Origin of the sequence: Wolbachia endosymbiont of Ostrinia scapulalis, from assembly GCF_023559145.1 — a bacterium.
In the GTDB taxonomy this organism is placed as follows: domain Bacteria; phylum Pseudomonadota; class Alphaproteobacteria; order Rickettsiales; family Anaplasmataceae; genus Wolbachia.
The window spans coordinates 776,716-798,059 of the sequence record NZ_CP096926.1; the positions used below are offsets into that span (position 1 = coordinate 776,716).

Annotated in this window: 15 protein-coding genes and 3 pseudogenes; 6 read left to right on the forward strand and 12 right to left on the reverse strand. The window is 33.6% G+C overall.

Going from position 1 to position 21,344, the window contains the following annotated elements; genetic code table 11:
• Window positions 1-23: 23 nt before the first annotated feature.
• On the reverse strand, window positions 24-2,585 hold the full coding sequence (gene clpB, locus M1L26_RS03845) for an ATP-dependent chaperone ClpB (protein ID WP_250119972.1): 2,562 nt from the start codon (window positions 2,583-2,585) through the stop codon (window positions 24-26).
• A 69-nt stretch (window positions 2,586-2,654) separates the two neighbouring features.
• Window positions 2,655-3,121, reverse strand: a pseudogene (locus tag M1L26_RS03850) (ankyrin repeat domain-containing protein).
• Window positions 3,122-3,364: 243 nt separating this feature from the next.
• Here M1L26_RS03850 and M1L26_RS06580 point away from each other — a divergent pair.
• The 3 genes and pseudogenes from M1L26_RS06580 to M1L26_RS03870 form a co-directional block, all read left to right on the forward strand.
• Window positions 3,365-4,273 (forward strand): annotated as a pseudogene (locus tag M1L26_RS06580) (IS5 family transposase).
• A 271-nt stretch (window positions 4,274-4,544) separates the two neighbouring features.
• Window positions 4,545-4,814 (forward strand): hypothetical protein, encoded by a 270-nt coding sequence (locus tag M1L26_RS03865; protein WP_211908070.1) that lies wholly within the window; start codon window positions 4,545-4,547, stop codon window positions 4,812-4,814.
• Window positions 4,815-5,009: 195 nt separating this feature from the next.
• Window positions 5,010-5,488, forward strand: a pseudogene (locus M1L26_RS03870) (IS982 family transposase); the annotation flags it as partial.
• On the opposite strand, the gene M1L26_RS03875 reads toward M1L26_RS03870, so the two are convergent.
• Together M1L26_RS03875 and M1L26_RS03880 are read right to left on the reverse strand one after the other, a co-directional pair.
• Window positions 5,482-5,754 carry a hypothetical protein gene (locus M1L26_RS03875; RefSeq protein ID WP_250119974.1) on the reverse strand — a complete coding sequence of 91 codons (273 nt, stop codon included), beginning with the start codon at window positions 5,752-5,754 and terminating at the stop codon, window positions 5,482-5,484. The pseudogene M1L26_RS03870 and the gene M1L26_RS03875 overlap by 7 nt on opposite strands.
• 1 nt (window position 5,755) lies before the next feature.
• A complete protein-coding gene (locus M1L26_RS03880; protein ID WP_250119975.1) occupies window positions 5,756-8,533 on the reverse strand; it encodes a hypothetical protein in 2,778 nt (925 codons plus the stop codon).
• Between the two features lie 180 nt (window positions 8,534-8,713).
• Between M1L26_RS03880 and M1L26_RS03885 the strand changes: the two genes are divergently transcribed.
• Window positions 8,714-9,736 carry an IS110 family RNA-guided transposase gene (locus M1L26_RS03885; protein ID WP_070357039.1) on the forward strand — a complete coding sequence of 341 codons (1,023 nt, stop codon included), beginning with the start codon at window positions 8,714-8,716 and terminating at the stop codon, window positions 9,734-9,736.
• 185 nt (window positions 9,737-9,921) lie between these two features.
• On the opposite strand, the gene M1L26_RS03890 is transcribed toward M1L26_RS03885, so the two are convergent.
• The 4 genes from M1L26_RS03890 to ligA form a co-directional block, all read right to left on the reverse strand.
• Window positions 9,922-12,222, reverse strand: a complete 2,301-nt coding sequence (locus M1L26_RS03890; protein ID WP_250119976.1) for a tetratricopeptide repeat protein — start codon at window positions 12,220-12,222, stop codon at window positions 9,922-9,924.
• Entirely contained in the window at window positions 12,197-12,907 is a 711-nt protein-coding gene (locus M1L26_RS03895; RefSeq protein ID WP_370107314.1) for an NB-ARC domain-containing protein, read from the reverse strand. Before M1L26_RS03895 ends, M1L26_RS03890 begins: the two co-directional genes overlap by 26 nt.
• Window positions 12,908-12,939: 32 nt before the next feature.
• Complete coding sequence (locus M1L26_RS03900; protein ID WP_250119961.1) at window positions 12,940-13,920, reverse strand: IS481 family transposase; 981 nt, start codon at window positions 13,918-13,920, stop codon at window positions 12,940-12,942.
• Window positions 13,921-14,201: 281 nt separating this feature from the next.
• Window positions 14,202-16,157 (reverse strand): NAD-dependent DNA ligase LigA, encoded by a 1,956-nt coding sequence (ligA, locus tag M1L26_RS03905; RefSeq protein WP_250119977.1) that lies wholly within the window; start codon window positions 16,155-16,157, stop codon window positions 14,202-14,204.
• A gap of 154 nt (window positions 16,158-16,311) precedes the next feature.
• Here ligA and M1L26_RS03910 point away from each other — a divergent pair, with 154 nt between their 5' ends.
• Both M1L26_RS03910 and M1L26_RS03915 read left to right on the forward strand, forming a co-directional pair.
• Window positions 16,312-16,506: a hypothetical protein gene (locus M1L26_RS03910; protein ID WP_246433227.1), complete on the forward strand. Its 195-nt coding sequence runs from the start codon at window positions 16,312-16,314 to the stop codon at window positions 16,504-16,506.
• An 8-nt stretch (window positions 16,507-16,514) separates the two neighbouring features.
• The gene (locus tag M1L26_RS03915) at window positions 16,515-17,015 is read left to right on the forward strand and encodes a hypothetical protein (RefSeq protein WP_250119978.1); all 501 of its coding nucleotides are present in this window, start codon (window positions 16,515-16,517) and stop codon (window positions 17,013-17,015) included.
• Window positions 17,016-17,535: 520 nt separating this feature from the next.
• Here M1L26_RS03915 and pyrE read toward each other — a convergent pair.
• The 4 genes from pyrE to hemC form a co-directional block, all read right to left on the reverse strand.
• The gene (pyrE, locus tag M1L26_RS03920) at window positions 17,536-18,126 is read right to left on the reverse strand and encodes an orotate phosphoribosyltransferase (protein ID WP_211908390.1); all 591 of its coding nucleotides are present in this window, start codon (window positions 18,124-18,126) and stop codon (window positions 17,536-17,538) included.
• Window positions 18,123-19,307 carry a dicarboxylate/amino acid:cation symporter gene (locus tag M1L26_RS03925; protein ID WP_211908392.1) on the reverse strand — a complete coding sequence of 395 codons (1,185 nt, stop codon included), beginning with the start codon at window positions 19,305-19,307 and terminating at the stop codon, window positions 18,123-18,125. Before M1L26_RS03925 ends, pyrE begins: the two co-directional genes overlap by 4 nt.
• 68 nt (window positions 19,308-19,375) lie before the next feature.
• A complete protein-coding gene (gene murB, locus M1L26_RS03930) occupies window positions 19,376-20,260 on the reverse strand; it encodes a UDP-N-acetylmuramate dehydrogenase (RefSeq protein ID WP_211908394.1) in 885 nt (294 codons plus the stop codon).
• Complete coding sequence (hemC, locus tag M1L26_RS03935) at window positions 20,251-21,129, reverse strand: hydroxymethylbilane synthase (protein WP_211908397.1); 879 nt, start codon at window positions 21,127-21,129, stop codon at window positions 20,251-20,253. The genes murB and hemC overlap by 10 nt, the downstream gene beginning before the upstream one ends.
• Between the last annotated feature and the right edge of the window lie 215 nt (window positions 21,130-21,344).

The following is a 21,344-nucleotide window of genomic DNA, read 5'->3' on the forward strand; positions in this document are numbered from 1 at the left end:
CAAAACAAAAATACACAGCGAATCTAGATCTTTTTAACTAAGATTTCGTTACCAGAAGTATACACCATTAGTTCATCTCCTTCTACTATTTCCCCCGATAAAACTAACTTAGCTAGATTATTTTGAATGCATTCTTGTATTACCCTTTTCAGAGGCCGCGCTCCATATTCAGGGTCATATCCAGTTTGTGCTATTAGTTCTTTAGCTTCTTGCGATAAACTAATACTCAGTTTACGCTTAGCAAGCATCTTTTGTAAATAAGAGAATTGAACATCTATAATTTTATCAATGTCATCTTTGGTTAAGCTGTGGAATATAATAATTTCATCCAGTCTATTTAAAAATTCTGGACGAAACGCTGACTTAACTATTTTCATCACCTCATCTTTCACAGATTCGGTAGTTCCTCTTAGCATTATCTCAGCGCCAAGGTTAGAAGTTAAAATCAGTATGGTATTGCGAAAATCAATTAATTTGCCATGGCTATCGGTGAGTCTACCTTCATCCAAAATCTGCAGTAATATATTAAATATATCTGGATTTGCCTTTTCTATCTCATCAAACAAAATTACCTGATATGGTCTTCTTCTTACTGCTTCGGTTAATCTGCCACCTTGTTCATAACCAACATATCCTGGAGGCGCACCAATTAACTTTGAAACGGAGTGTTTTTCCATATACTCTGACATATCAAAGCGTAGAAGTGCTGATTGATCATCAAACAAAAATTCGGCAAGAGATTTTGCTAACTCTGTTTTTCCAACTCCGGTTGGACCTAAGAATAAAAATGAACCAAAAGGTCGATTAGTATCCTGAACACCAGAACGGGAGCGCCTTACTGCATTACTTATCGCTTCAATTGCATCTCTCTGCCCTATTACTCTTTTTCCTATTTCATTTTCCATGTTAAGGAGCTTTTCCTTTTCACTATGCATCATGTTATCAACTGGAATGCCTGTCCATTTTGAAACAATATTTGCAATATCACTCTCAGTAACTTCTTTCTTTAGGAAACTATCAGTAACTTTTTCCTGATTTTTTAACTCATTTTCAAGTTGAGGAATCACACCATACATCAACTCCCCTGCCCTTCCTAAATTTCCATTGCGCTGAGCCAATTCTAGCTCTTTCCTCGCGTTATCCAATTTTTCAGCAGTTTCTTGTATTTTAGCTATTTTATTCTTTTCCATCTGCCATTTACTGCTTAAGTCAGCAAATTTACTGTTTAGACTCTCAATTTCCTCATTTATCTTTTTTAAACGTTGCTTAGAGTTCTCATCACTTTCTTTTTTCAAAGCCTCTGACTCAATTTTCAGCTGTATAATCTTTCTTTCAAGCTCATCAACAACCTCAGGCTTGCTGTCCATTTCAATTCTAACCCTACTTGCTGCTTCATCAATTAAATCGATCGCTTTATCAGGTAAAAACCTATCTGTTATATATCTATTAGAAAGCGTTGCAGCAGCGATTATTGCACCATCTGTGATTCTAATACCATGGTGCACCTCATACCTCTCCTTCAAACCCCTCAGTATTGAAATAGTATCAGTCTCAGTCGGTTGAGAAATAAACACAGGCTGAAAACGCCTTGCAAGCGCAGGATCTTTCTCTATATGTTGACGATACTCATCCAAAGTTGTAGCCCCTATACAGCGAATTTCTCCACGCGCAAGAGCAGGCTTGAGCAAATTTGAAGCATCCATCGCACCACTTGTCGCTCCTGCTCCCACTAAAGTATGAAGCTCATCTATAAACAAAATAACTTTTCCCTCTGCTTTTGAAATCTCATTAATCACTGCTTTTAGTCTCTCTTCAAACTCCCCTCTAAATTTTGTTCCAGCAATTAATGCACCAAGATCCAAAGCTAAAACTTTTGCATCACGCAAACCAAGTGGTACATCATTTGCAACAATTCTGTTTGCTAAACCTTCAACTATTGCAGTTTTTCCAACACCAGGTTCACCTATCAGTACTGGATTATTTTTTGTTCGCCTCAACGATACCTGCATAGTTCTTCTGATTTCCTCATCACGACCAATTACAGGATCAAGCTTACCTTGCATAGCAAGCTCTGTAATATCTTTTGTATACCTCTTTGCCGCATTTAATTTTTCCTCGCTATTTGGAGAGTCTGCACTGCCACCTTTTCTCATTTCTGCAATAACTGAATTTAATTTTTGCGGTGTTACACCACCTTCTGCTAAAATTTTACCTACAATTTCATCTTTTTGTGCAGCAAGGCCCTGCAACAACCGCTCAACAGTAACAAATGTGTCTTTATTTCTCCTCGCAATACCAATTGAATCATCAAAAACTTTTGCTACCTCTCTTGAAAGCTGAAGTCCACCACTACCTGGTCCTCCAACCACTGGAAACTTTTTAATTGTACTACTCACAGCATCAGAAATATTCTGAATATTTCCACCACAAGTGCCTATCAAATCCTGAACTAAACCTGACTCATCTTCAAGCATTACTTTAAGTAAATGTTCAGGCATAAAAATCTGATGCCCAGCTCCCAATGCTTTCATTTGAGCGCTCTGGATTAGGCTTTTTGCTTTTTCGGTAAATTTATTCAAGTCCATAATACAAATTTAACTCATACTTGCTGATATATATAACAACTACTTTCTCAATTTTAAACTTAAAGTCATTCAGCATTCAACCACTATGGATTTCAATCCATAGTGGTTGAATATTTGATCATAGGGCTTATCTTTGTTATGCCTTGACCTTAACACAGCTACATTTCTAGGTTTTTTTCCATCATCGTTTATAATGTTAGGATTAGCGCCTTTTTCTAGCAAAAATTTGATAATCCTTAAATCACCATAATATGCAGCATTATGTAGTGCTGTGCTTACATACTTGTTAATAATGTTTACGTTAACTCCCTCATCTATTAAAAACCTAACTATCTCTAAACATCCCCTTCTGCAGCGTAATGTAACGCAGTTAACTTAGGCATGTGTGTATCAGTATCTAATAAATTTTTTACTGAGAATTTTACAGTTTCTAAGTTACAATTTTGAGAAGCAATGCGTAATATCGTTTTATAATTATCTGCAGCTTTTGCCTTCATGTAGTAATAGGTAGCAATAATACATACTATTACTGTTATAAGCCACTAAAAATGCAGCTTGTTTTTTGTATCTTGACTCAATTTATCCATATTCAACATCTTTTTAATATTAAATAGATCATTTACTCATTTTTTATTAACATTACTTACTCAAAGATGCTGACAACATAGTAAGGTAACCCGAGTTGGCTTTGTTGCATAGCGAGTAGAGATGGGAGAAAAAAGGGAGAAAACCTAAAGAAAGTGGTTACTTTATTAAGAAATGAACATTTTGTAGAGTATATGCCAAAGAAGATGAAAGTCAGTAATCATTAAAGAGTATAATCAATTTTTAGAAAAAAGAGGAAATGTCTTTCATTTTATCGATGAAGCTATAGAAAACTGGTACGAAAGTTCAGAAAAAATTCCTGGAGATTTATAGCGATAAGGTTGTTATTGCAGTACATATAGTCGTTAATCTATTTAGAATAGGCTTAAGGCAAGCAGTTGGATTTATAAAAGGATATTTACAAAGTATAGTGAAGAATCTCCAAGTATTCACAAGCTTCTCGTCAAACTTAATTTGAAATTATGTGACCACAGAACAGATAAAAATGACATAGAGAATATTGAAATTGCTATAGATAGTACTGTAATGCATATTTATAGTAACAGTACTCAACATAACAAAGATAACGCCAAGATAAGGAAATATAATGGTACAGATCAAATAAGAAAGCTACATGTTGCTTTGGACGTAAACAGCAAAAAGGCAATAGCAATTCGATATACTAATTTTCTTTCACATGATAGCATCTAAAATACTAAAGGAAATGGGTGATATCTATAAGATTAAGTCTCTGCGTGCAGATGGAGCTTATGATACAGATGATTTATATAAGTTGTACAATCAATACAATTTGAAACCCATCATAAAGCCAAGAAAAAATGCAAAAATCTGCAGCAATATAGATTCTCTATCAGAAAGAAACAACAACATTAGTATAAGGAAAACTTACCCACTGGAAAAAGAAGACAAGGTATGAAATACGTTCACGTATCGAGAGTTTTTTCCTGAGGCTCAAAAAAACATTTGGATTTAGTTTTAAGAATCAATCTGAGGTAAATCGCTCTCAAGAGGTGCTTTTAAAATGCTATTTGATTAATAGCTTTACTGATATAGGTATGCCTATTTTTAAATTTGCCTCGTAAATTCCTTTCATTACTCCTCCTCATTCCTTGCCATTCAACAAAGCCTCCCATCTCTACTCGCTATTCAACAAAGCCTGGGAAGGGCTATACTTGGCAGTGGCTACACTTCTTACGGCAGAGCGATAAATGATTGCTGGTTAACCAAATGCTAGGAGAGGGTATGGGTAGTTTGATTTTTTATGTTATTCTGAAAAGAAGATATACTATATTTAATATAAAGTTTATAGTTACATGTTAATATTATACTAGTTTTTTAATTAAGGAGAATATTATGAAAAGTAATACAAAAAGTGCTGCTGCATATAATACTAGAGAAGAAGCTTATAAACAATATTACCATTGCATACGCGCATGTCCTAAAAGTCATCAGGATAATAACGAACTACGTAGTGCATGCATGAGTAAATGTAGGGAAAGTGATTGGAGCTTTGAACAGGATGTAAAATTTAGTGATCAATTAAATTCTATTACGTCTCAGCTCCAGGAAGGGCTGAACGATTTATCTGAGTTGTCATCAGATCTAAATCTAATGCAACTATAGTAAAGAAGATACTTAGTATCTTCTTTACTATGCAAGCTACTCTTATAGTTGAGTGTCACTAATTAGAGAAGTTTAAGCAGCGCATAACCTTGCTTATATTTTGCATAATATACATTTACGTATATTATAATAGGTATATAGATATTTTTTATTAAAAAGGAAGGGGAGGTGCCTTCGTGTGTTGATATCCTCCCCGCTGTTTGCCACGCAAAAAGGATCGCAAAAAATAAAGTTTTCAAAGAGTTGGCAAATATAGGAAAGACTACCTATGTTCGGTTTTAAATTGCATCTGGTAATCAATGAAATAGGCGAAGTTCAAGTTATTACGCTAACTAAAGGCAGCGTTGACGACAGAAAACCTGCACCAAATTTGACTAAAAAATTGACAGGACTTTTGTTCGGAGATAAAGAAGAAGTACCTCTTTGAGAAACTCTTCGATAGAGGTCTAAAACTCGTCACTAAAGTGAAAAAAGGCATGAAAAACGCACTAATTTCTTTAAAAGAGAAGATTCTATTGAGAAAAAGGTTGATTATTGAGACAGTTTTTGGTTGTTTGAAAAATAAATTTGAGCTTCGGCACAGATCCCCCATAAATTTTTTGGTACATATTTTTTCAACATTAGTTTCGTATTCCATGCAGTCGAAAAAGCCCTCTATTTCTAAGCTTTATTGACTCGGATAATCCATAACTGGGGTTTGTAGCTGTTTGTCCACTGTTGTGTTATTAAAATAGCTTCTAGGTTTATTATCAGCAATGTCATTAGGTTGATATCCACCATTAACTATCTGCTGCTTATCAAACATCTTTTCAATATTGCCTTTTAAAATACTCAAAAACTTCTCATTTTCCGGATAGGCTTCTTCTGCGGCTGAATATAATGTACTTGGTATTTTAGAATATCTTTCGTTCCTTACATGACCTGCTATATCTGAATACACTTTAAAAAAAGTCAAAACCTTTCACTGATACACCAGATTGTTTAGCTGTTTTTTTAAGTGTCTTTTTAAATTCTTCCATTATATTAAGTGTATCAGCCAGCACTTCTTCATGAGTAGCAGAACAAAACTTAGGAAGAGGATATTTTTTATCTAGGAAACTTTGTAATAAGAAGAATCCTAAACCAAAATTGTTACTGATACAAACTTCACTACTAAATTGGCTAGTACCAGATGTATTAGAATAATTTGCTGAAGTTTCAGGCAGAGCAGCTCTCGAATCTAATAACCCACTCACAGAGCTTTTTACCCAACCAAATAAATCATTTATCCATGAAGATGGTCGTCTTGTACCACTACTCATTGTGTACTCACTTCTACGGTTTCTAATGTGCTGCCTATGTCTATGAGGTTGATCAGATAACATGACTTCTGTAAACACATCATCGTACACTTGATCCTTATATTCTTTTTTCACAACATTAACGTCTCTTGCTGTACTTATTTCTTTCTCATAATCTTTTAACACTATCTCTTTATCAGTAAATTTTATTGATAACGTTTTCATCTTAGGTGTTTTATAGAATTTACTAAGTGTAATACTGCAAAAATCATCTTTAGTAATAGTCGAATCAAAAGCATTAGTTATTATTAGATCATGACCATTACTACGAACAAACGTATTGTTTCCTCCTTTTCTAGGCGTGATAAGCTCAGCATCTTTCTCCACATCTTGACCCGTTACCACAATAATTTCTTTATCCTTTTCAAAGATCAAAGGTAGTGGCTTTAATTCTAATTCAGAACTTATTTTCATAGGCGCACTATCTGAGATAATACAAAGCTTTCCATACCAGTCCAAACCGTTTCTTAATCTTATTGTCAGCACTTCTACTGTTGGCACTTCTAATAAAAAGCTTTGCTTTACTTCTGTTTCTAACTTAACTAGCAAATCATTCCCATCTTGAAAAATTCTTGGCAGATTAATATGTATTTTCAAATCATCTTGTATTATTTTTATCACGTTACGTAAATCTAACGTATCTATAGAACTTGCTTGATCAGGATTGTAGATGTTTATTTGTGGCATAGAAAAAATATTATGTTCATATCTTTGCTCACCTGAGGCTATAGTAATTACGTATATGTTTTTACCACCATTTCCAATTAAGTGACTGTTATAGATTGGATTATTGTAAATTACCTCACACTTCCCATAGCCAACAAGTATAGATTCATCACCATCTTGAACAGCGATAGTCATATTGAGTTTATTTGCTATAGCTGGGTAACTTTCTATAATTTCATCAATAGTTTTATTAGTATTCTGTATTGCATACAAGTTTCTTTCCTTACCTACTTTTATTTCAGCACTGTCTTTTAATTGATAGATTATATTGTTCATTATGTTATATGAGATAGATATACTAAAGTTACTATTTGCAACTTTTGAGGAAAAATCGAACTTTATACTATTGTGATCTTTAATATCAATATTCTGAATATCAGCAAGCAAGTAGTCAAATATAAACCTATGGTTATTTTCGAAATTAGCAAGTAATTTAACAGATGCACTACCTTTTTGAAATGGTACAATATAGTTAAAGTTACCTTTGAGTGCTAGATTATTTACTTCAGTGTAATTTCTAACTATTACTTGTATATCATAGACACAGTTATTATCTTTTATTTCCAAATAATCAAGTTGATCTTCCTTACCACCATTACCATCCAAGAATTTAGTTTCACATGCACTAAATATATGATCTGCCTTAGCTTTTCTACCAAGCACTCTTTCTACTGAATTAATTTGAAATCCAGAATAACCATATCTGTTGTACATAATAGTGCCAATATTTGTATTTAAATACACATTCACACTTACAGCTTCTTGAGCAAATTCAGTCAGATCTAAGGTATCAATTCCATCCTCTCCGTACAAAGACCCTTCTATCAGATCTCCCTGCAAAACAAAGATATCATTCTTATTTCCTCCATAATATTCTTTAGACCCATCATTCACTACAAATATGTTCGAACTATCCTTAAATCCTTTTGCATAATCTTCACCTTCTCCTAAATTAATCAGAGTATATCCTTCTATCTTGTTATCAGATAAACCAATTGCATTTTTACATAAATATGAGCCATAACTTGGAGCAGGCTCATCATCTCCTTTTGGTAAACAAAACAATTTTCCACCACTTGGATTATTCGGCCTTGCTCTGCTCCATTTTATATCATTTCTTTTTCTGTCAAGCAGTACTGTACTGTCTAAATCTATCTCAAATTTAGTTGTGCATTCTTCAGTATAATAATGTCTAATCCCAAGTGATGTTGTGTGCAGCACTTTACGACAAGAATTCACAACTGATTTACCAGTAGGGAATACATAGCTTTGAATATCACTATACTCCTTTAAATACTCAAATCCTTGCTTAACTAATTGGTTATAAAGTTGTTTTTCTTCCATTAACTTTTCTACATATTGTTCAGGTCGCATACCTATAAATGCACGCAATCCTTCAATAAATTTTTCTCCTCTAGTTAAGTGAATAATTTCATCAATTTTATCAACTCTCTTTACTGCCATATAAATATCAGTGTAAATAAATACTGCAGTGCCAACTCCTGCTCCAATAGGTCCAGTAATAGATGAAACTCCTTCTAATACTTCAAAACCTTCAGCAACTTCAATCCCAATCTCTGCAGCGTCAACTCCCAGGTAAATGCTATCTCCTTGTATCTTGTCAAAAGCATCTGATGTTTTAAGCTTAAGCATTAGGTGGAGAAGGGAAGAACTTTGAATATCTCCTTAGATATAAAATCTGTGTGGTAGACAAGAGTTCCCTTCTCAAAAGTATAGGCTGAACGGTATCGTAGAAAGACCTAAATGGTTATAATTCTGTATCCACAAGGTTAGCCTTACTTTTCATTTTAATAGTAACGTATGGAGTTATATATGATCAACAACTTTTTGGGTATAGACATATCAAAAGATCGCTTTGATGTTTCTCTTTCATTCATAAGCAACAAAGGAAAACGTGAAACCAGGAAAAGGAGTTTCAAGAATAATGATCATGGGTTTCAAGGTTTACTGAGCTTTCTACAAAAGCATAATGTAGAACAAGTAAAAGCCTGCATGGAAGCTACTGGTTGTTATAGTGAAGCCTTAGCTGAATTTCTACACAATACTGGACATTTTGTGAGTGTTGTTAATCCAGCTTGTATAAGATTTTATGCAAAAAGTAAGCTTATACGACAAAAGAATGATCAGACTGATGCAGAGATAATTGCCGATTATTGCCAAAGACAGGAACCTATTCGTTGGGCACCACCTTCTCCTGAGTTAAAGAAATTAAAGCATCTTTATCGTTGCTCGGCTGCGTTAAAAGATGAATTGACATTAGTAAATAACCACTTAGAAAAAAAAGAGAGACTGCCTAAAGAAGTTGCAAATGCTTGGGAAGACCTTGCAATGAACATAAAACAAAAAATAGAAAGAATAAAAAACTCCTTACGTGAACTATTAAATAAACACAAAGAATTGTTGGAAAATTTTCAACTTCTATTGACCATTCCAGGAATAGGAGAAGAATCAGCAGTAGCTATTTTGGCTGAAGTTCCTAACATAAAAGCTTTCAAGGATGCCAGGCAATTGGCAGCATATGCTGGAGCTATACCACGAAATATAACGTCAGGTACGTCTGTACATGCCAAGCCCAGATTAAGTAAATCCGGTTCACGAACATTATGTAAGGCAATGTACTTTCCTGCCATAGTAGCTAAGAATCATAATCCTACTATTATGACTTTTTGCAAAAGGTTAAAAGAGAAAGGCAAGCATAACATGGCCATTGTGGGAGCTGCAATGCGTAAGTTACTCCATATTGTTTTTGGTGTTTTAAGGTCAAAGAAGGCTTTTGATCCAGATCATATCAAAAACTACAGAGCTAGGAGTTTGGCTGAAAGTTTAGTGCTTTAAAATCAAAAAACGCTCCAATTATGTAAAATAGTATCTTACACAAATTTTGTAACTGGTTAGTGAATATGTTGATAAGTAAATTAATTTTATACGTACAAAAAAGCGGAAATTTACTTATCAACATATTCACTAACTATAATCTGTGTACCGTTACACAAAATGTGAATTGGAAGTATTTTTTAATTTTATGATACAGCTTGAACAATTTTTGTAATTTTTTTGTTGACTTGCAAGACGGTATCTACTACGCCAACCAATGCTCCTTCTGTACCATTTTTAAATGCTTTTACCTGATTTACTAAATCATAAATAATAAAGGCAGAAGTACCTCGAGCAAGAAAAGGTGATGCAACTCTTAAAGACCTACCAAGTAATACCTTTTCTTCTGAGAGCAAATTTAATCCTTTACGAGATGCAACTTCAGCAACTTTAGCAAATCCTTGACCACCGGCAATAAAGCCAACATTAATTGCTACACCCTGATAATCTCCGGTTAAAAAGTCAGCTAAAATATTTTTAGCTATCATTCCATGCATAGTTATGCTAGAGATTTTCTTTACTCTATTTAAATGATTCATGACCTTCTGATTACTGGTAAGCTTATTGACCAAATTGCTAAACCTACCCTTAACTTGCACTTTATCTGCTAGCTCAATTAGCTGAGAACGTTTTTCTTCTGGTATATCTTTTATATAGTCAATAAACTTTTTACTATCTATTTTAATTTTACTAAAATCTCTTTTCTCATCTTTTTCTGTATTGAATTCATCTACGTCTTCCCAAGACAGTTTACACTCCCCAATCTTCGCTTCTCTTTTGCTCTTTCCTGAACTCGTACTTGGCAAACATTCTTCAACTTTACCTCTTTGATATATTACAGACACCCTTTCTAACAACTCTTTTGCTCTCTGAACATTACCTAAAGCTCCATCGGCAATAGCTAAATCTTCTAAGGCTATAGCTACTTCAAAATGATTTTCTCCATAATGCTTCTCTAAAATAGGTAAAGCTCTTTCTAGCAACCCCTTTTGTTTCTGATAATAACCTAAAACTTCATAACTGATACTCAGGTTTACTAATGTTTTAGCTACTTCAAAATGTTCTGCTCCATAACATTTCTCTAAAATAGATAAAGCTCTTTCTAGCACCTCTTTTGCTTCTTCAGAATCACCTAACATTAGATAATACATACCTAAATCTTCTAGCATTATCCCTACTTTAAAATGCTCTGCTCCATAGTAATTCTCTAAAACAGGTAAAGCCTTTTCTAGCAAATCTTTTGCTTCCTCATAATCACCTAAAGTTTCGTAAGCATTACTAAGATTTGCTAGAGCTATAGCTATTTCGAAATGATTTTCTCCATAATGCTTCTCTAAAATAGGTAAAGCCCTTTCTAGCAACTTTTTTACTCCCTGAGTATCACCTAAACCTCTATAGGCGATACTCAAATTTACTAATATTTTACTTACTTCAACATGATCTCTTTCATGATATTTCTCTAAAATAGATAAAGCTCTTTCTAGCACCTCTTTTGCTTCCTGATTATCACCTAAGGCTATATAATCAGTGCCTAAACTTTCCAGAATCATACCTATTTCAAAATGCTCTTCCCCATAGTGCTTCTCTAAAATAGGTAAAGCTCTCTCTAGCAACTCTTTTGCTCCTTGATAATCATCAAAGTATCTATAGATGTTACTTAAATTTACTAATATTTTAGCTACTTCAACATGATTTTCTCCATAATGATTCTCTAAAATAGGCAAAGCTCTTTCTAGCAACTCTTCTGCTCTTCCATAATCATCTAAAGCTATATAAGTGATACCTTGATTTGTTTTAGCTATAGCTACCTGAAAATGATCTTCTCCATAATAATTTTCTAAAATAGGTAGTGCCCTTTCTAGTAACTCTTTTGCTCTCTCATAATCACCTAAAGCTATATAACTGATGCTTAGATTTACTAGTGTTATAGCCACTTCAAAATGATCTTCTCCGTAATGATTCTTTAAAATAGGCAATGTCCTTTCTAGCAACTCCTTTTGCCTCTTAGGATTACCCAAGTTAAGATATCCGTTACTCATCAATATCAACAAATTCTCAAGATAATCCTTTTCTATTTTTTCTTTATCTTGAGGATTCTTTTTTAACCAACTATCTATACGTGATAAAAATGCCTCTAAGTGCGGTAATAATTCTCGTTTTTTTAAATAGTCTTCTAATTTATCACTACCATAAGGAAAACTTGCTCTGAGTAGCTCGAAAGTCTCTTTCATAACTTCTTCGCTTTTACCCTCTTCTTCTAACGCTATTTTTGTCACTTCTTGAACTAATTTATGAATACTCAACACACCTTGCTCTTGTTCACCATTAACCATAGAATATTTTATAAGTAAACGAACAGCAGACCTTAATTCCTCTTCATTATTTCCTGTCAAATCTAAAAAGAATTCTCTACTAATATTGTCAGGTGCAAGAATAAGAGATAACATCAAGAATCCTTAAAGCTAAATTTCCATGCTTTTCATTGCTTGCTATCTTATCGGTTGTAATCTTCCAAGTTGTGAAAGTTGTTTTTGCATAGTTATTATCAATTCCTCTAAATCCTTCATAATTAAGCAAATCTTTCGCTTTTTTCTCATATTCCTTTAGGTAATCATCTATATCAAATTTTCTAGTAACTCTTTGATCTTCAATATATGATATTGCTTGCTGTATAGCTAAAGGAAAGTGTTGTAATTTCTCTACCAAAGCTTTTATCTTTTCATTTTGAGATTCATCTTCTATACTAAAGCCCTTTTTTACAAATTCTATCGCTTCTTCTGACTTTAATTCGTTTAGATTAATAACTTCTATCCCCCTTTCCCACTCTCGATTACGAGAAGTAATTAAAATATAAGGTCCATTACCACCCGGTAATGAATCATGAATTGGTAAAAACTTATTCAAATAATTACTTTTCTCGGCATCATCAAAAATAAACAAGCTTTTACTATTACTGAAAAATTCATAAACCTCTTCTATGAGAGCTTTTATATCCTTTTCTTTTCCATTCTCATCTTTTATATCAATTCTTAGTTTATTCTTCGCTAATCGAGTAAATGATTCAACAAGAGCTATCTCACTTTCAGCATTGATCCATATAATGTGTGATTCATAGAGGTTATTGCAACTAATTTGTCAGATCAAGTCTGAACTTGAAATACCTGTTAAGAGGTTTTGTATTTTTGAAGTGACTTTAACTCTTGGTCATGTTTGTAATTTTGCATGACAAACGTTTCTTTTGATGAAATATAATTTTTTTGTATTTCACTTAGACAAGGAATTGTTTTTTCCAGTTCTTTATATTTTTCCCAAGGAGTCTTTCCCTGAAGAGAGCTATGAGGACGTTGTTTATTATAATATTCTTCCCAATCCCTAAGCTTGACTTGCAGTTCATGATCCTTAATGTTAACGCTACTATAAAATTCATCTAAATCTGTACGCTGCGCTCTTTCTACTTTACCATTTAAATGTGGTGAAAACGGCTTAATTGGACGGAATTTTATTTTCCATTCTTTTAGACACTCTTGCACTTCGTAAGCAAAAAATTCTTGTCCTCTATCGGTTTGAATCCTTTGACAATGAAATGGAGCCCTTTCCCTTAATTGTTTTAAGAAATCCAGAGTATTTTTTGAAGTACGCCTTGAGTATAATGCGATAACTTTATAACGCGTACAATCATCTATAGCAGTATATTGATAAAGCCCCGAGGATATTTTGCAAACATCCATTTGTACACGCTCTCCTGGCACTTTGCAGTTATAACGCTTAATCTGCTTGCGATAGTGGCGTTTAATACGTAAAAGACTTACATCGTGTTTCTTCAAAACTTTGTGTATAGTAGCCAATGCAAAAGAGATATCATGTAAACGCTTCAATTCAGCTTGAATACGTCTTGCTCCTAATTTTCTAGCTTTTCTCAGATGAAGAATGAGCTGCTCATTTGACTCGTTGATTTTTTGTAAGGGTAAAGTTTTAGGCCTGCTACTAAGGTTTGACAATCCCTGTGCACCTAGCTTTTCATAACGTTTGTACCATTTTCGTAAGGTAAAGCGTGAAATGTTATAGTGTTGACACACTTTGCCTGCATGACCTAATTTTTTGTATAATTCTATCCAATTCAAACGCAACTTAACTTTGGTATCCATTTACTGATTGCCTCTTGTTGATGAATTTATTCATATTATTGTAATAAGGTATTTAAACTATCACAAGTCAAAGTTTTTATTTTATCTTACATTTTTGCTGTAATAACCTCTATGAATCACACAGAGAAATCATATATTAGAGGGGTGCTTAGCTATTTAACTGGCTTTGTTGCATAAATGTTTATAAAGAGCAGGGAGTGTTCAATTGTATTAAATAAGAGTCTGATATTAGTTTTCAATTCTTCTATCAGTTAATTCATTCCCGTCAGATTAAGTTGTGTTTAGCACAATTTGTTCCACTGTTCTTCATCTAAAATTTCCACACCCAATTCCATTGCTTTTTTATATTTTGAACCTGGATCTTCTCCTGCAATTAAATAGTCAGTTTTAGTAGAAAGGCTTGAACTGATCTTTGCCCCTAAAACTTTAGCTCTTACTTTTACCTCCCCTCTGCTCATAGCACGTAGCTTACCAGTAAACACTATAATTTTGTTATTCAAAAAAGAATTGCTAGAGTTGGAGCTCACGGGAAGAATTTGCAGATATGCAGTAAGGTCATTTAACATTTTAATGTTACGTTCCTGAGAAAAAAACGATTTTAAAGATTCAGCTACTTTTTCTCCTATACCATCTATACCTACCAACTCAACATCATTTGATGACATCGAATTATACCAGTTATCATAAGATACATAATAATTTGCGAGCAATTCTGCTGCAACTTGGCCGATAAATCTGATACCCAAAGAAAATATGAACCTATCTAGAGTGATTACTCTTCTGTTTTGTATAGCACTTAATAGATTAGCTATTGACTTCTCGCCCCAACCATGATGCTCTTTTAAGGAAAACTCTTTTAATCTTTCCTCTAAAATAAAAATGTCTGGAATTTGTCTTATTAGGCTAAGATCATAAAAAAACTTTATTTGTTTTTCACCAAGGCCAACAATGTCAAATGCATCTTTTGACACAAAATGTTTTAGTTTTTCTACTATTTGAGCCTTGCAATTAAATTCTTCAGGACATCTTACTGCCACTCCTTCAATCTGCACTTTACTGCCACATTCAGGACATATGTCAGGAAAAACAAATTCAGGCATATTTGTATGACGAGAACCTTCATCTACTTTGACAATTTGAGGAATTACATCCCCAGCCCTTTTAATTGTTACAACATCTCCCTCTCTTATATCTTTACGTTTTATCTCATCTTGGTTATGTAGACTTGCTCTGCTAACTAATACTCCACCAATATTGACTGGTACTAAATCTGCAACTGGAGTTAAAACCCCCGTTCTACCCACCTGTATAAATATTTTATTTAACTTTGTCTTCGCATAAATCGCAGAAAACTTATATGCAAGTGCTGAGCGTGGAGCTTTGTGTGTACTTCCCAGACGACTTTGTAGCACCAAATCATTCACTTTATAGACTATCCCATCGATATCATAATCCAAGTTATAACGACAATCATAGATCTCGTTATAGAACTTTAGCATTCCATTCAAACTACTTGTTAAGGAACGATGCTCATTTACGCAAAAACCAAATTTCTCAAGCTTTTCTAGTATCTCACTTTGACTTTTCTCTATTCCACCAATTAAAGAATAAGCAAAATATCTAAGAGGCCTTTTTGCTGTAATGTTCGCATTCAATTGCTTTAAAGAACCAGCAGCTGCATTTCGAGGATTAGCGAATTCATTATTTTCATTTAACTTTAAAAAGTCGCTGTTACTGATATATATTTCACCCCTTACTTCTAGTCTTCCTTGCACATCTTGTAAAAACTTAGGAAAGTCTTTTATTGTTGCAACATTGTGAGTAACATCCTCTCCTACAAAACCGTCACCTCGAGTTGCAGCTTTAACAAATTTCCCATCTTCATAAATTGCAGAAAATGACAATCCATCAATTTTTGGCTCACATAGTATTTCTATTTCATCTGCAATTAAAAATCTCTTTATTTTAGACAAAAATTTTTCTACACCTTGCTCATCATAAGCATTCTCGAGAGAAAGCATAGGTTCTTGATGTTCCACCTTAGAAAATCTCTCATCAGGCGGAGCACCAACACTATCTTGTGTTGCATAAGCTTCTGGCTCTATTGCAGCTAACTTTTTCTTCAGTTCATCATATTCAGCATCACTTATCTCTGGCTTACTTTTTTGATAATATAAGATATTATGATAATTAATTTGATTTTGCAGTTTTTCTCTCATCTTTTCCAAGTCAGTCATGATACCAATATAATGCTCTTTGTCGTCAAGTCATGAATTTTTTCAAAAGGTACTATAAATTTATACTACTGCCCTGAAAAACTATACTAATATTAATATAATTTTTGTACTTGTATATTAATGTTAGTACAGTCTTTAAATTAAGGAGTACATTATGAAAGAATACAATTACAAAAATTTGGCTGACGAATCAAACTTCGGCTCTCAAGTGTATCGTGCAGGAATGTTTGATAAAATTCTTGGTATAAGCAAAACAGCAAAAGAAGCTGCGAATCAAGTAATATCTAAAATGGGTAACGATTTAAAACTAGAAGCTAGAAAAGCAGCTCAAGATGAAGTAAAAAAATAGAAGGAAAAATGCTAACTTTAGCTGAAGAGAAAGCTAACAAAATAGCTACCGAAAAAGCTAATCAAATAGAAAAAAAAATATCGACTTCAATTGATAAGACAGTAAAGTCAGTAGAAGCAAATGCTAAAAAAGCAGTGAAAAAAGTAGGACCGGAAGTTGCAGATCTGCTAAAGCCAGAAATAAAAACTCAGGTAGAAGAAGCAGTAAAAAAATACACTGAAGAAAAAATTGAAAGCCTTATAAAACCTGAAATCACAGACAAAATAGCCGATATTGTCACTTCACAAAGCAAAGAAATAAGAATACTTTTAGAAGATGAAATGAATAAATTAATCGAAGATGCACATAAAAATTTGAATGGGAAAATAGATCAGATTAAATGTGAACTTATAGAAATAAAATCTAATATCTTAGAAGCTAGTGCAAAAAGTTTCCTTGAGAGCGCAAAATTATTGTCTTTTGCTGCACAAGATGAAATATGTGAAAACCAAGATTTAGTGTATTTTTAATCACAACAGGGGTTTTATATAAGGTTTTTATGTTTTTTTTAACCCATAAAAACCTGAGGATAAATGAAGAGAAAAATATCTGTTAAGTTGCATGGCTACTGTGCAAAATATTGAAGCAAAAAGGTTTCATCCCAGTGCTCAGACACTGGGATCCATTGTTCCTTTCTGGATTACAGCGTCACGCGCTGGAATGACACCTATTTGTTTTTAGTACTTCCTTTCCTGTCATTCAATTAGCCTTTTCTTTTCATTCCAGTGCCTAGACACTGGTGCTCACAAGCAAACTAATCATAGGAGGTATTATAATAAAAACAACGTTTGCAATGAAACTACATAAAGCAAGTGTCACAAACCGGAATGACAACTATTATTGTTTTTACTTTATATCTTTATTTGTCTATCTTATTTTGCCATTCTGTTGAACGAATACAGGAAAATAAACTGTAATATCTAACTTTGATGCAAAAAGATCAACATATAACACGTAAAAGTTACTGAATCACTTTAGCCATATATAGAATTATTTTGTTAAATATTCTCTACTCCCAGGTTTCATTATGGGTAATTGTTTTAATTCACTTGGCAGTTCTTCCTCGCTATAGTTTTTGATATTTAGTTCAATCAAAGATATGATAGGAAAAGGTAGTTTTGTTTCACTATTTCTCTTGATCAAAGAAGCTCCAGCAACAACTTTACCTCCCTTCTCTTCTGCACATTTTACTGCTTCAAGTGAAGATTTACCTGTGGTAATCACATCTTCAATTAGTAATATCTTCTCACCTTGTTTAATCTCAAATCCACGGCGTAATTCAAATTTACCATTAACACGTTCGCAAAATATTGTTCGGATTCCAAGCTGTCTACCAATCTCATAACCCACGATTATTCCACCAATTGCAGGAGATAGTATTAAATCTATGGGTTCAATAAGCTCTTTTCTTATTTTATTCGCCAATAGCTCACAAACGTTCATTGCTCTGCTTGGATTTTCAAAAATTTTAGCGCATTGTATGTAAGTGTTGCTGTGCAGCCCTGATGAGAGTACAAAATGTCCGTGCAAAATCGCACCAGCCTCTTCAAATTCTTTTATTATTGTATTATCTAATATCATTCTTGAGTTTTAAATTCTTTATTAATTATCTGTGTTATACAGATATCAGACCACACATTTATTGCAGTTTCAAACATATCAATGATTGTATAAATAGGCACAATCAATCCCATAATGTACAAAGGAACATTCATTGATACCAAATAACTAGTTGCCATAAAATAGCACCCCATCGGCACTCCAGCGTTACCAATTGCAGCTCCTGTAGCTAAAAAAATCCATATGAACATCTCACTTAAGGAAAATGTGTGCCCATTCATCTCTGCAACAAACATCACTGTGATTAAAATAAATGCAGCACACGCATTCATATTGACTGTTGTGCATATTGGTAGAATAAAAGATGACAATTTCTTTGGTACCTTTAGCTGATTTTGCACACATTCTATAGTTGTAGGCAGCGTTGCACTAGATGATTTAGAAAAAAATGCAAGTGTAAGTGCTGGCATAACACCTTTCATCGTTTGAATTGGTGATATACCTTTATGCCACATGAGTAGTGGCAAAATCACAAATGCTTGCACGAAATTTGCAGACATTATGCAAGCAAAATACCAAAAAAGACTATGGAATTCGCTGCCACCTTTTAACTCGTATAAAAAACATGTGATAAAAGACCATACAGCAAGAGGAATAAACTTTAATAACCCTTGAGCAATTCTAAGAAGTGTATCAAATAGTGCAGAAAATATTTGGTGTAATATATCTTGTTTTTCTTTTGAGAGCGAAATAATAGCTCCACCCATCAAAAAAGCAATCAATATGCTGCCAATAACGTTATTTTCAAGAAAAACTTGCACAAAATTTGATGGAATGAGTGATTTTAAGTATGAAAAGTAATTGTGGTTGCTGTCACTCACACTTTCTATTGTGTTACTTATGAAATTTTTTCTTACTGGATCTATAAATAAATAGAAAGATAGCGCAACAAATGCAGCTATAATGGTTGTAAGCAGCGTATAAAACAGCGTCTTCTTAAGTAATACTTTAATTTCAATTGAGTCTTTAAACCCTGAAATTGTGGACACGATAGATAGAAAAACCAAAGGTAAACTGATTAATTTCAACAAACTGATGAATATATCACTAAATAGATTTGCTACTTCAAATATCACTTCATTATCTAAATAGTAAGCGACAACTGCAAATAGTATAGAAAAGAACATTGCAAGTTTGCGCATTGAAAATAAAACCTCAAAATGATATTATACAATAATTTTTGGAATTAGGTTAAGATAATCAGCAGCAGCTATCTACCTAACACTCTTATCTCCCACTCAAGTTCAATGTTAAATTTATCTTTTACTGCATCTTTTACTCTGTTGCCAAGGTTTTCTAAGTCGAATGCAGTTGCGTTATTGTAATTGAGCAGAAAATTACAATGTTTCTTAGAAATTTTAGCTCTACCGTTACTTAATCCTCGGCAGCCAGACTCATCAATCAGTTTCCATGCCTTGCAGCCTATTGGATTTTTGAACATACAACCAGCAGTTTTTCCTCTTACTGGTTGACTTTTATTTTTTTTATCAATAACTTCTTTCAATCTTTGCAATATAAGCTCATACTCTGAACTTACTCCTTTAAATTCAGCTTCAATAAAAATCCACCTGCCTTTTAGACTATGTCCACGATAAAAATATCCCATTTCTTCACTGGAAAATTCATATAAATTTCCATCTTCTAGATTCACTGCCCTTATAAACTTTACAACACTCGCAATATCACTACCATATGCACCTGCATTCATCTCTATCCCACCGCCAACTGTTCCTGGAATTCCAGCAAGAAACTCAAGCCCACTAATTTGCTGTTCCCCGGCAAAGTATGCAAGGTTACTAAGCAATGCAGCACCACCTGCAACAATGGAGTTATTATCTTTACATTTTATATATGCAAATTCCTTGCCTAATTTCACCGTTATTCCTCGAATGCCACTATCTTGCACTATTATGTTAGATGTTGCACCGATAATGCTAATTGGTAACTCAGTATCTTTTATCAAGCACATTAGATCTTCAACGTCACGTGGTTTAAATAGTACATCAGCTTGGCCACCAACATTTAACCAAGTCATTTTAGACATTGAAACATTATAACGGTAGATTCCACATACTTTAGGTAAGCTTATAAGCATTTTGATTTTAACTCTAATCCTGCATCCATACCCATTTTTTCTGCATCTTCTACAAACGAAGTGCGTTCAGTAAAGTATATAACTCTCTCGCCCGCTAACATACAATAAAGATGTAGCATGTTTTCACTCACATATTCTGCTAAAGCTGCAAGCGGTGTAAAGCATGAACCATTTACTGTCTTCATGAAACTGCGCTCTGATTTTGCCCTTATAAAAGACATATTATTATTAATTTTCTCTAAAAGATCGATAACTTTTATATCATTCTTTCGGCATTGAATGCAAATTGCCCCCTGCCCTACTGCGCTTAACATGACTTTTGGTGGCAATACCTCTGTAATTAAGTGATATTTTTTTAATCTTATCAGCCCTGCTTCAGCTAAAATCATTCCATCAAAATTCTGATTTTGCAGTCTAGTTGTCACATTTCCACGCAGTGACACTACATTTAAGTCTGGCCTGAGATTCAACAGCTGAACTTTTCTTCTTATTGAAGAAGTTGCAATTGTAGCCTGCTGTGGCAAAGTTTTTAGGCTCTTATATTTATGAGAAATAAATACATCACATGGACTTAGCCTCTCTAAAACACAAGGAATTGTTAAGTCCTTCGAGAAAAACGCAGGTACATCTTTTAGCGAATGAACCGCCATATCTATATTATTTTTGAGTAATTCAGCCTCAATCTCCCTGAGGAACAGTCCTTTACCTCCTATTTCAGCAAGGGTTACATTAGCATATTTATCACCAGAAGTTTTGATTTTAATGATCTCAACGGATAGATTAGGAAAAGACTCTAATAATCTTTGTTTTGCTTCCAAAGCTTGGATGATCGCAAGGTCGCTTCCTCTCGTACCTATTTTAACTAGCATATATCCTTCATATTATATGTCTATATTCTATGTCCATTTTTTATTATCTCCAGTTTAGTTATTGAATACTTTATAATTAGTGCATAGTATCACGAACATTTAGTAATCGACGAGTATGTATGTTTGATATTTTAAAAGATTCTAATGGCAGATTTAATAAAAAGAATATTTTACCTCTTGTAGGTGCCACTGTCGCTATTATTCTAACAGCATTA